General features: G+C 70.3%; 9 protein-coding genes, 1 tRNA gene and 1 pseudogene. 6 read left to right on the top strand and 5 right to left on the bottom strand.

Features of this window, described 5'->3' with window-relative positions; genetic code table 11:
• Nucleotides 1-232 precede the first annotated feature (232 nt).
• Nucleotides 233-1939: a S8 family serine peptidase gene (locus tag KBX63_RS34475; protein WP_210918618.1), complete on the top strand. Its 1707-nt coding sequence runs from the start codon at nucleotides 233-235 to the stop codon at nucleotides 1937-1939.
• 158 nt (nucleotides 1940-2097) lie between these two features.
• On the opposite strand, the gene KBX63_RS34470 is transcribed toward KBX63_RS34475, so the two are convergent.
• Both KBX63_RS34470 and KBX63_RS34465 read right to left on the bottom strand, forming a co-directional pair.
• Nucleotides 2098-3216 carry a hypothetical protein gene (locus KBX63_RS34470; protein ID WP_210918617.1) on the bottom strand — a complete coding sequence of 373 codons (1119 nt, stop codon included), beginning with the start codon at nucleotides 3214-3216 and terminating at the stop codon, nucleotides 2098-2100.
• A gap of 238 nt (nucleotides 3217-3454) precedes the next feature.
• On the bottom strand, nucleotides 3455-4165 hold the full coding sequence (locus tag KBX63_RS34465; protein ID WP_210918616.1) for a helix-turn-helix domain-containing protein: 711 nt from the start codon (nucleotides 4163-4165) through the stop codon (nucleotides 3455-3457).
• 63 nt (nucleotides 4166-4228) lie between these two features.
• On the opposite strand from KBX63_RS34465, the gene cysS reads away from it, so the two are divergent.
• Both cysS and rlmB read left to right on the top strand, forming a co-directional pair.
• Nucleotides 4229-5644 (top strand): cysteine--tRNA ligase, encoded by a 1416-nt coding sequence (gene cysS / locus KBX63_RS34460; protein WP_210918615.1) that lies wholly within the window; start codon nucleotides 4229-4231, stop codon nucleotides 5642-5644.
• Nucleotides 5644-6774, top strand: coding sequence for a 23S rRNA (guanosine(2251)-2'-O)-methyltransferase RlmB (gene rlmB / locus KBX63_RS34455; protein WP_210918614.1), 1131 nt, complete (start codon nucleotides 5644-5646; stop codon nucleotides 6772-6774). Before cysS ends, rlmB begins: the two co-directional genes overlap by 1 nt.
• A gap of 139 nt (nucleotides 6775-6913) precedes the next feature.
• Here the strand turns inward: rlmB and KBX63_RS34450 are convergent, their stop codons facing one another.
• Nucleotides 6914-8005 carry an ABC transporter ATP-binding protein gene (locus KBX63_RS34450; RefSeq protein WP_210918613.1) on the bottom strand — a complete coding sequence of 364 codons (1092 nt, stop codon included), beginning with the start codon at nucleotides 8003-8005 and terminating at the stop codon, nucleotides 6914-6916.
• A gap of 353 nt (nucleotides 8006-8358) precedes the next feature.
• On the opposite strand from KBX63_RS34450, the gene KBX63_RS34445 reads away from it, so the two are divergent.
• The 3 genes from KBX63_RS34445 to KBX63_RS34435 all read left to right on the top strand — a co-directional run bounded on the left by KBX63_RS34445 (nucleotide 8359) and on the right by KBX63_RS34435 (nucleotide 10342).
• Nucleotides 8359-8435 (top strand) — tRNA-Thr (locus KBX63_RS34445).
• A 565-nt stretch (nucleotides 8436-9000) separates the two neighbouring features.
• Nucleotides 9001-9321 (top strand): hypothetical protein, encoded by a 321-nt coding sequence (locus KBX63_RS34440; RefSeq protein WP_210918612.1) that lies wholly within the window; start codon nucleotides 9001-9003, stop codon nucleotides 9319-9321.
• A gap of 475 nt (nucleotides 9322-9796) precedes the next feature.
• On the top strand, nucleotides 9797-10342 hold the full coding sequence (locus tag KBX63_RS34435; RefSeq protein WP_210918611.1) for a hypothetical protein: 546 nt from the start codon (nucleotides 9797-9799) through the stop codon (nucleotides 10340-10342).
• Between the two features lie 186 nt (nucleotides 10343-10528).
• Here the strand turns inward: KBX63_RS34435 and KBX63_RS34430 are convergent, their stop codons facing one another.
• Nucleotides 10529-10729, bottom strand: coding sequence for a hypothetical protein (locus tag KBX63_RS34430; protein WP_210918610.1), 201 nt, complete (start codon nucleotides 10727-10729; stop codon nucleotides 10529-10531).
• 453 nt (nucleotides 10730-11182) lie between these two features.
• A pseudogene (locus KBX63_RS34425) lies at nucleotides 11183-11286 on the bottom strand (IS5/IS1182 family transposase); the annotation flags it as partial.

Here is an 11286-nt window from a genome sequence, read left to right as displayed (position 1 = left end):
CGCCTGGCTCACCCGCCGACGCCGCTGCGCCCGCGACTACGAACGCCTACCCGAACACCACGAAACCATCACCTACTGGGCAGCGATCCTCCAGATGACCCGCCGCCACGCCCGTACCACAACCGCCGCCACATAGATCAGAAACAGGCTCTATAACGGACGCTCACCTGGCATAAACCTGGCGGGTGTTGTGTGATGGCTGCCACGTCCCTCAACGAGAGGATCTGATGTGGTGAGCAAGCGCTTCACCGCTGGTGCCGTCGCGACCGCGGCGGTGCTGGCACTTACGGCTTCGGGGATGGCGGTGCCGGCCAGCGCCGCATCGACCAGTTCCCGAACCTTCACCGTCGTCGCCGAGGACGGCGTCGCCGCCGACACCGCGGTCGCCGCCATCCGTGCGGCCGGCGGCACGGTGGTGTCCCGGTCCGACGAGGTCGGCATGTTCCAGGTGACCAGCGACCGGGCCGACTTCGCGGCCAGGGCGACGGCCGCCCCCACGCTGATCGGCGCCGCCGAGCAGAAGGCCATCGGCCGCAAGCCGAAGCTGGACCGGGTCGAGCAGAAGCAGGTGCCGCCCGCCGCGGCCGCCGCCGTCGCCGCCAGGAAGGGCGCCAAGCTGGACCCGCTCGACGAGAAGCTCTGGGGTCTGGAGATGATCCGGGCCGATGAGGCCCGCAAGGTCGAGCCGGGTGATCGCCGGGTGACCGTCGGCGTGCTGGACACGGGCGTCGACGCGAGCAACCCCGACATCGCGCCGAACTTCAACTGGGCGCTGTCGCGCAACTTCGCGCCGGACCTGACCGACGTGGATGGTCCCTGCGAGGTGCCGAGCTGCCTCGACGCGGTGGGCACCGACGACGGCGGGCACGGCACCCACGTGGCGGGCACGATCGGTGCCGCCGCCAACGGCTTCGGCCTCTCCGGCGTCGCCCCGAAGGTCTCGTTGGTGGAGCTGAAGGGTGGCCAGGACTCCGGCTACTTCTTCCTCAACCCGGTGGTCAACGCCCTGATCTACGCCGGCCGGTCCGGGATCGACGTGGTCAACATGTCGTTCTACGTCGACCCGTGGCTCTACAACTGCACCGCCAACCCGGCCGACTCCCCGGCGAGCCAGGCCGAGCAGCGGGCCATCATCAAGGCGATGAAGCGGGCGCTGACCTTCGCCCACAACAAGGGCGTCACCCTGGTCGGCGCGCTCGGCAACAACAACGAGGACCTGGGCGCGCCCCGCACGGACATCAGCAGCCCGGACTACGGCGCTGCGCCGTACGACCGGCCGATCGACAACAACAGCTGCTGGGACCTGCCCGCCGAGGGGCCGCACGTGATCGGCGTGTCGGCCGTCGGCCCGTCCGGCAAGAAGGCGGACTACTCCAACTACGGCACCGAGCAGACCTCGGTCGCCGCGCCGGGCGGCTTCGCCCGGGACGGTTTCGGAACCCCGACGTACAACAGCCCGGGCAACCGGATCCTCTCCACCTACCCGCTGAAGGTCCTCCAGGAGGAGCCGATCTCCCCCACCATCCCGGATCCGCGGGTGGACGCCAACGGCAACATCGACCCGCGGGTTGCCACGCTGGTCTTCAAGCAGTGCAAGGCCAACGGTGAGTGTGGCTACTACACCTACCTCCAGGGCACCTCGATGGCGTCCCCGCACGCCGCCGGCGTCGCCGCGCTGATCGTCAGTCGGTACGGCAAGTCGGAGGGCCGGGGTGGCTTCGGCATGTCGCCGGACCTGGTCGAGCAGCACCTCTACCGGACGGCGGCCGAGCACGCCTGCCCGGAGCCGCGGCTGCAGCAGTACCGCAACGAGGGCCGGGACGAGACCTACGACGCCTACTGCGCCGGTGGGGTCAACTTCAACGGCTTCTACGGGTACGGGATCGTCGACGCCTACGCGGCGGTGAAGACTCCGCTCAAGCCGAACGCCCGGCCGTAGGGCAACGCGTCGGGGCCCGGTCGACCCTGGTCGGCCGGGCCCCGCTGGCGTTCCCAGGACTTGATCGACTCGAATTCCTTGGCGACGGGGTGTCACGGTCCGGCGGACAGCACGGTTTCCAGGAACCCGAGCTGATCCTGCCGGCGCGGGTCGGGGGATCACCGTCGCCATCCGCGGTTGACCAGCGCTGCGCGCACCTCGCGGAGCACCGCCGGGAACTCGGCGTGCAGTCGTCGGCTGGTCACATGCAGCACCAGCCAACCCGTGCCGACGAGCAGGTTCAGCCGCTGACGGTCGCGGTGCAGCTGATCTGCGTCGGCTTGCCACTGCCCGTCGTACTCGACCGCTACCCGGAATTCCGGCCACGCCAGGTCGGGATGCAGGACGACGCCGTTGGGCAGGCGGAGCGGGTGTTGAACGACCGGGCGGGGCAGACCGCCGAGCACCAGCAGCACACGTAGGTGCGACTCCGGCGGAGACTCTGCCCCGCCGTCAGCCAGATCGAAGAGCCACCGTGCCCGTCGCCCACCGGGCCGGTCTGCGTTGCGAGCAGCCACGTCGGCCAACGTGTCGCGATCGGTCAGCCCCTGCCCGAGCAGCGCGTCGACGATGGCGACCGCACGGACCGGATCGAGCCAGACGGCCGTCTCCCAGGCGGCCCGTCCAGGGTCCGAGCGGGGGATCGGTCCGCCCGGGTCCCAGACCGGGCTCAGCTCGATGGCCGCCCCCCGCTCGTCGGCCGGTCTGGCAGCTACCGTGCTGCCCGGTCTGGCCGCCACTGCACGCTGCCGGGGCGGTTGCCGCGTCCGGCGTGGTGACATTCCGGCGGCCGGTGGACGCCCTGCTTCCGGTGGACGCCCTGCTCCCGGTCGACGGCCTGCGTCCGAGGGGGTCGCGGCCTGCCGTCGCGTCCGGACGTCGAGGGGCGGTGTGATGACGTTGACGTGCACGCGTAGACCGCGCTGTGGGCCGATCCGAAGCGGTCTGGGCACGAGGACGTGAACGTCGTCGGTGAAGGTGGCGGCGTGTTCGACACCGTGCAGGTAGGCGGCCGACGGACCTCCGACCGCCACCCCGGGCGGTAGCCGGAGGAGGGCGGCGCGACAGGCCAGGGTGTGGTCCCGGTCGAGCCGCGCGTCGGCGTAGATGTCGTGGCGCAGCCGTACCCAGGCGGCGCTGCGTAGTTGATGCTCGGTGAGCAGACCATCCCGGACAGCGTCGGAGCCGCGGAAGACCCGCCAGGTCAGGGCGTCGGGGCGGTGCGGACGTGGTGGCATGCCGAGCAGCGTGCCGGCCACCCATCCACCGCCGAAACCCCTGTGGACAACCTGACCCGCGCGCTCCGTCGGTCCCTGTGGACAACCGCGGGCCCGCCTACCGATCGTGGTATGGCATGGACGATGATCCACTCGGGCTCTTGGAAGTCGGGCTGTCGCCGACGGCGCGTTACCGCGATGTCCGTGATCCCGAGTTGATCAAGCCGGCGTCGGGCTGGCCGGGCGGTCGGCGAACGGGTCAGCGGAGGGCGGTGGTGATGGCCCTGGCGGCGGCCAGGACCTGGGGGCCGATCGTGTCGACGTCCAGCGGGGCGAGCGCGACCACGCCGACACTCGCCTCCAACCCGGGTACGCCGAGCACCGGCGCCGCCACCCCGTACGCCCCGGACTGCAACTCCCCGCTGCTGCTGACCGGTGCCGCCGCCCCGGCTCGGCCGGCCAGGATGGCGCGACCCGCCGCGCCCCGGTCCAGTGGATGCCGCGCCCCGGTCCGGTACGCGACGTGGAACGACGTCCAGCTCGGCTCGACCACGGCCAGGGCGACCCCCTCGCCACCCTCGACCACGGTCAGGTGCGCGGTGGCGCCGGCCTGCTCGGCGAGCCGGCGCAGGGCGGGCAGTGCTCCCTCGGCGAGCAGCGGCTGGGCGCGCCGGGCCAGGTGCAGCACTCCCGCGCCGAGGCGGAGCCGGCCGTCGCCGTCGCGACGCAGCATCCCGTGCCCGGTCAACGGGCCGACCAGCCGGTAGACGGCCGCACGCCCGATGCCCAACTGGTTCGCCACCTCGGTGACGGTGAGCCCGCCCGGCGCCTCGGCGACCAGGTGCAGCAGCCGCAACCCCCGGTCCAGGGTCTGTGCCGTCTCCCCGGCCCGCCCGCCAACCACGTCGGCACGGCCGGCGGGGGCGCTGGGGCTGGCCGGCGGCTCACCGGGGCGTGCGGTCGCATCCACGCCTGGCAGCGTACGACCCGGCACCGGCGGACCCGGACAGGCGCGGACGGCTACCCTTGTACGGTGACGCTACGCCTGTATGACACCGCCACCCGATCGGTGCGGGACTTCGTCCCGCGGGAAGCCGGCAAGGTGGGGATCTACCTGTGTGGTCTCACCCTCCAGGCCCCGCCGCACATCGGTCACCTTCGCTCCGGCGTCAACTACGACGTGCTGCGCCGCTGGCTGCTGGCCGCGGGCTACGAGGTCACCTTCGTCCGCAACCTGACCGACATCGACGACAAGATCCTGGTCAAGGCGGGGGAGCAGGGCCGGCCGTTCTGGTCCATCGCGTACGCCAACGAGCTGATCCTCGCCGAGTCGTACCGGGCGTTGAACGTGCTGCCACCCACCTATGAGCCGCGCGCCACCGGGCACATCCCCGAGATGCACGAGCTGATCACGAAGTTGATCGCCGACGGGCACGCCTACCCGGCCACCGACGGCTCCGGCGACGTCTACTTCGACGTGGCCTCCTGGCCGGCGTACGGGTCACTGTCGGGTCAGTCCCCGGACGCGATGCAGTCGGCCGGGGACGCCCCCGACCGGGGCAAGCGGGACCCGCGCGACTTCGCGCTCTGGAAGGGCGCCAAACCCGAGGAGCCGGCGGACGCCTACTGGCCGTCGCCGTGGGGGCTGGGCCGCCCGGGCTGGCACATCGAGTGCTCGGCGATGTGCTGGCGATACCTGGGCCCGGAGTTCGACATCCACGGAGGTGGGCTCGACCTCACCTTCCCGCACCACGAGAACGAGGTCGCCCAGTCCCACGCGGCCGGGCTGCCGTTCGCCCGCTACTGGGTGCACCACGGGTTGCTCAGCATCGGCGGAGCCAAGATGGGCAAGTCCGCCGGCAACACCCTGGACCTGGCGTACGTGGACTCGCTAGGGGTGCGGCCGGTCGAGCTGCGCTACTACTACGCCGCCGCGCACTACCGCTCGGTGATCGACTACTCGGAGGACGCGCTGCACGACGCGGCCACCGCGTACCGCCGGATCGAGGGTTTCGTGCTGCGGGCCGTCGAGCGGGTCGGCGCCGGGCAGCTCGGCGAGTTGCCGAGCGGCTTCGTCGCGGCGATGGACGAAGACCTCAACACCTCCGCCGCGCTGGCCGTGCTGCAACAGCAGCTCCGGGACGGAAACACCGCGCTGAGCACCGGCGACGATGTGACCGTCCGCACCACCCTGGCCGCGGTGCGGGCGATGCTGGATATCCTCGGGGTCGACCCCCTCGACCCGGCCTGGACCGGTGGCGGCCGCTCGGATGACCTGCGTGCCGTGGTGGACTCCCTGATCGCGCTGGCCCTGGAGCAGCGCGCACAGGCCCGGGGCCGCAAGGACTGGGCTGCCGCCGACGCGGTTCGTGACCAGCTCAAGCTGGCCGGCGTGGTGGTCGAGGACACCCCCCAGGGGCCCCGTTGGACTATTGGAGAGCAGGACTGATGGCCGGCAACTCGCAGCGCCGTGGCCGGCGACTGACGCCGAAGGCGGGCGCCCCCAAGGGCACCGGCGGCAAGAACAAGGACTCCCTGGCCGGGCGGGGGCGCACCCTGCCCGCCGACGAGCGGCCGTGGCACAAGGGGTACTCGGGCACCGAGAAGCTGCCCCAGCGCACCGCCTGGAAACAGGACAAGGAGCGCCGCGCGGCGGCCGAGGAGGGGCGTGCCCCGAAGATCGGTCAGCCCGGCAGCAAGGACACCACCTGGGGCAAGGGCGGCGGCCGGGGCGTTCCGGTCAACCGGGGTGGCACTGGCGGCCGGGGCGGAAAGCCCGGCGGTCGGTCCGGCCCCCGGGTCACGCCGGGGCGCAAGTCCAACCCGGCCAAGGACAGCCCGGAGCTGCTGGTCGGGCGCAACCCGGTGCTGGAGGCGCTGCGCGCCCAGGTGCCGGCGACGGCGCTCTACACCGCCCAGGGCATCGACATGGACGACCGGATCAACGAGATCATCCGGACCGCCGCCGACCGGGGCATCGCCAACCTGGAGATCAGCCGGGCCGAGCTGGACCGGATGACCGGCGGGGTGCTGCACCAGGGCGTCGGGCTGCAGGTGCCGCCGTTCGCGTACCAGCCGTTCGAGGACCTGGTGGCCGCGGCCCTGGAGCAGCAGGCCCCGCTGCTGGTCGCGCTGGACGGTGTCACCGACCCGCGCAACCTGGGCGCGGTGATCCGCTCGGCTGCCGCGTTCGGCGCGCAGGGTGTCTTCGTACCCGAGCGGCGTGCCGCCGGGATCACCGCGACCGCCTGGCGGACCAGTGCCGGCGCGGCCGCGCGGGTGCCGGTGGCGCAGGTCACCAACCTGACCCGATCGCTGAAGGCGTGCCGTGACGCCGGCTTCACGGTCGTCGGTCTGGACGCCGACGGTGACACCGACCTCTACGACCTGGAGGCCGCCATCGGCCCGCTGGTGGTCGTGGTCGGCTCCGAGGGGCGCGGGCTGTCCCGGCTGGTCGGGGAGACCTGCGACCTGACCGTCAGCATCCCGATGATCTCCGAGGTCGAGTCGCTCAACGCCAGCGTGGCAGCCGCGGTCGCCCTGGCCGAGGTCTCCCGCCGGCGCGCCGCCGAGCAGTAGTACAAGCGACGCCGAGGCCCCGTTCCCCGCTTGTCGGGGGATGGGGCCTCGGCGTGTCCGGCGGCGGGATCGGCTGGGTCCGGACCTGCGACAGGGGCGGCCCGCCGAAGCGGACCGCCCCTGTCGGTACGGCGTTACGTCAGATCCGGCTGCCGGTGGTGGCGTGGAAGACGTGGCTGCGGCCGGTGCGCGGCTTGACGAACACGGTGTCACCCATGTTCGGCATCGTGCGCCGGTCGGTGCGGACGACGAAGCGCTCCGAGTTGCCACCCAGCGCGGCGTGGCCGTAGACGTTGGCGTCCGAGCCGAGGTCCTCGACCAGCTCGACCACGACCGGCATGCCGCCCTCGGTCGGGCTGACCAGGTCGCAGTCCTCCGGACGGAAGCCCACGGTCACCTTGCCGTCGCCGCCCTCGGCGCGGGCCGCCTCGACCTGCTCGCGCGTCAGCGGGATGTGCAGCTCGGCGAACTCGGCGCCCTGATCGTTCAGCGGCACGGTCTTGATGTTCATGGCGGGGGAGCCCATGAAACCGGCAACGAAGACGTTGGCCGGGGTGTCGTAGAGCGCCCGCGGGGTGTCCACCTGCTGGAGGACGCCATCGAGCAGCACCGCGACCCGGTGACCCATGGTCATGGCCTCGACCTGGTCGTGCGTGACGTAGACCGTGGTGACGCCCAGCTTGGCCTGCAGCGACGCGATCTGGGTACGGGTCTGCACGCGCAACTTGGCGTCGAGGTTCGACAGCGGCTCGTCCATCAGGAAGACCTGCGGCTCGCGGACGATCGCCCGGCCCATCGCGACGCGCTGACGCTGACCACCGGAGAGCGCCTTCGGCTTGCGGCTGAGGTACTCCTCCAGCTGGAGCAGGCCGGCCGCCTCCTTCACCCGCCGGTCGATCTCCGACTTCGAGGTCTTGCGCAGCTTGAGGGCGAACGCCATGTTCTCGTACACCGTCATGTGCGGGTAGAGGGCGTAGTTCTGGAAGACCATCGCGATGTCGCGGGCCTTGGGGGGCAGGTGGGTCACGTCACGCTGGTCGATGTAGATCGAGCCGGCGTCGACGTCCTCCAGCCCGGCGAGCATCCGCAGGCTGGTGGACTTGCCACAACCGGAGGGGCCGACCAGGACGAGGAACTCGCCGTCGCCGATCTCGAGGTCCAGCTCGTTGACGGCGGGACGCTCGGTGCCCGGGTAGATCCGGGACGCCTTGGAATAAGTGACCGTAGCCATGGTGAAGCGCTTCCTTTCACCGGCAGGAACGTGCCGGACGATCCGAGTGAAGGAGCGACCGGCACGGTGTCCGTGCCGGTCAACGGACGGCGGGCCGGTCGCGGGGCGGCCGGGCCTGTCGTCCGTGTCACTGCACCGTAAACGGGTTTCTCCGCGCTGCCAAGGCGGGGGATCGCCGGAAGTGGTGCACGGCCTACGCAATTAGGGCAGTCGGGCACGGTCAGACATCAATCGACGCGCGGCGCGGCCGGGCGAGGGCGTACGAACGTCGGGTTGCTGACGTTTCCCGTGCTCGGGAGCCCTCGCCAGCGGGATATCCAGACGTCAGTCGCTATGCTGACTTCGACGCACGCGCCCCTGTAGCTCAGCTGGCCAGAGCACTCGCCTTGTAAGCGAGATGTCGCCGGTTCGATCCCGGCCGGGGGCTCCAATTCCGCCAGGCTTTTCCCGACCGGCACTGCCGTGAGTCAACCGGCTGACAGCAACGCGCGGTTGGCGCGGAGAGCGGAAAGCCCGGGGGCCGCCGCAGACGGGGTGGCCCAGGAAAGTGGTGGGGGTTTGTCGCCGGCAGCCGGCCGCGCCGCGCGCCCGAGCAGCGCGGCGCAGGGAAGGGCATGCCGGGTCCGCGCGGCAAGCGCCAAGCATGGGGGCGGTGGCCGCGCGAGGCGTGCCGGTCGTCCAGGAGCCGGCTCCACAGCCGCTCAGGGTCAGGTCAACTGCTCACCTGGGAGGGGAGGGGTGGCCGCCGGTGGCCGGCTTCGACCCCGGGAGCCGGGTCCGCGCCGTGCGAGGTGGGTCAACTGCGCCACTGTGGCGGTGTCCGCCGGGGGCGTGGTCCGTGACACGAGAGCCGACTCAGTCTGGTCCAGCAGTTTCCGTACGTGCGTCAAGGCCGTCTTGGCGTGGCGGGCCGAACGGCGGCCCGCTCCCCGCAGGGGGTCGGCGGGATGCCAGAGGACGCGCTCTACTGCTTATGCCGGACGAAGGAGGAGGACATGACGCTTGCGCGGCACGACGACCAGGAGGCAGCCGAAGCGGCCGTCTCGCACCTACTGACGGAGTCCCTACTGATGATTCGCTACCTGGCCGCATCTGATGGGGATCGGACCGCGCCGGACAACGGTCGCCAGGAGCAGGTGCATACCCTCGCCGACCTGTGCCACAACCTTCCTTCCTGGCTCGATCCGACTCGCCGCGACCGCATCCACGAGGGCATCGCCTTCATGTGGCGCACCGCTTCACCAAACAAGCAACGATGGGTCCGGCAGTGCTGGGACGCGATCAGCTACGACTACCGCTGGCTCATGAGCGACTAACTGGGTGACGGCGCGCACGAACAAGGCCGGACGCCTACGGATGCCGGCGGACTGTTTGGACAGCCGAACGCCACGACCCGTTCAGTTCATCGGCCAACAGTCATTCCTTCGGGGCGAAGGGGTCCAGCTCTGCAGGCAAGACGGCACCTGACAGATTGGCGACGACCTGCGAGGCCCACGCGGTTTAGGGTGCGCGACGGCTCAAGTCACGCGCTGGTAGCCTGACGCGTCGCGCGCGAAAGGTGGAGTCTGCCCGGTGCTCAGGATGGTGCTGCGTAGGTTAGTCGCGGTGGTGGCCGTTTGCATGGTGACCGCATGCGGTTCTTCAAAGGCTCATACAGCGGATCGATCAGCGGACGAAACAATCCCCTCCACGACGCAGGCGACGGGCTCGGCCACAGCCACGAAGCCAGCTTCCTCAGCAGTTCCGGCAACCGGCGGATCCGGCTACTCCGCGACGCTGTCCGCACGCTTGGTGACCACGGACACGCTGCCGCCCGGATTCGCAGTGAAAATCGCGACAGTCATGCCGTCGGATGCTGGAGATCAACGCCCAGGCGTCGACGTATCCTGTTCGAACAGCATGATCCCGCTGCTGTCGGCCACGCGGCTAACCGGGACTCCGTCAGCGATGGCCGCAGCCACCCTCAGCTATGACGCGGATCCCGATCGCTTCTGGGTTGGAACCGAAGTCCTCAGGACCTACGCCGATGGCGGCGCACGACGAGCAATGACCGACCTGCGAACCTTCATCGGCCGTTGCCCCACCGTCGCGTCGTCCCGCTTCGGCAACAGGTACCGCTACGCAGTGGCACCAGGGCCGCAGTTCGGCGATGACAGTATTCACGTCAGTTGTAGCATGACGTCCGGTTCTGACACGCTGGAAAGCGACAGCATACTGGTCCGGATCGGAACCGCTCTGGTGGTCGTCCAAGATACTGGCAGCGAACCCGGCGGCGATAAATACCTCACCCAGCTCGCCGAGGCTGCGGTCCGCAGATTCCAGGCGACCGGATCCTGATGGCCTGTCAAGCCTCGGCCTCACCCAAGCCCGTGCCCGATCCGTGCCCGACGTAGCAGTCAACATCGGCCAGTAGGGGCCCGTCGAAGGCTTGGCCGGGGCCGCTCTTGCGTCCATGACCAGCCGGCACCAGGCCCGGCATGCGTGACTCAACCCGATTCCCAGGCTGAGCGTGTGCCGCCGGCCTCAGTCACCTTCGTCAGGCTGAAAGTAGCGTTCGTTGATCCGTGCAGCACCCCCGGGCTTGCCAACCATGATCTGACGCCCCTGCCACTCAACGGCCCGCTCTTCACTCCACCCCACGCAGAAGTGCAGGCGCCCTCCGGCGTAGAGGTTGCCGGGTTGCCACAGCGTCATGGGTAGCAGGTCGACCAAGAGGGCGCGCATGGCGTGAGGGTAGCCGTAGAGCCGCTGAGGGCTCGCCGGCCAGGGCGAGTGATAACCGAGTGACGACGGGGGCTTCAACCCCGGACCGCGGACGAGGGGTGATGGCCGGCTCTACTGGTGGGGTGCGGGCTCGCCTCCTCTACGTTGCTTTGCTGGCTGCGGGCGTGATGACGGCGGGGAGCGGACTCGTGGTCGCCTTGGGATATGTCGAGCAGCCAGGGCCCTTCAACGAGGCGCTGTTGGGGGCGATAGGCGGAGGATTGATCGGGGCGGGCTTCCGCCGTTGGAGGAAGTACCACTCCTCGGGCTTGGGGCACACACGGGGCACAAGACACCGTGAAACGTCGCCAACTAGCGATCAACGATGACAGTCCGAGACGCCGTGTGAGCAGCGTCTGCTGCCGTTCTCGCTGGCGGAGAGGCAGCGGCTCTAAGAGCGACCGGCAATAGGTGTCACTTGAGTCGGCGGGTGGTGGGCCGGGTATCCCAGCGGTAGAGGACCCGTGCCCGTTGGATGAGTTGACGGACGGTGACGATGGCGGCGGCCAGGTACAGGT

Origin of the sequence: Micromonospora sp. U21 (assembly GCF_018070045.1) — a bacterium.
GTDB lineage: Bacteria > Actinomycetota > Actinomycetes > Mycobacteriales > Micromonosporaceae > Micromonospora.
The sequence above is the reverse complement of the archived record's forward strand: the minus strand, read 5'-3'. Positions and strand labels throughout refer to the sequence as shown.

Coding starts and splice junctions, on each gene's coding strand:
- KBX63_RS34440 (WP_210918612.1), top strand. CDS start 9,001: ATGACGCTTGCGCGGCACGACGACCAGGAGGCAGCCGAAGCGGCCGTC.
- KBX63_RS34450 (WP_210918613.1), bottom strand. CDS start 8,005: ATGGCTACGGTCACTTATTCCAAGGCGTCCCGGATCTACCCGGGCACC.
- KBX63_RS34430 (WP_210918610.1), bottom strand. CDS start 10,729: ATGCGCGCCCTCTTGGTCGACCTGCTACCCATGACGCTGTGGCAACCC.
- rlmB (WP_210918614.1), top strand. CDS start 5,644: ATGGCCGGCAACTCGCAGCGCCGTGGCCGGCGACTGACGCCGAAGGCG.
- KBX63_RS34470 (WP_210918617.1), bottom strand. CDS start 3,216: ATGCCACCACGTCCGCACCGCCCCGACGCCCTGACCTGGCGGGTCTTC.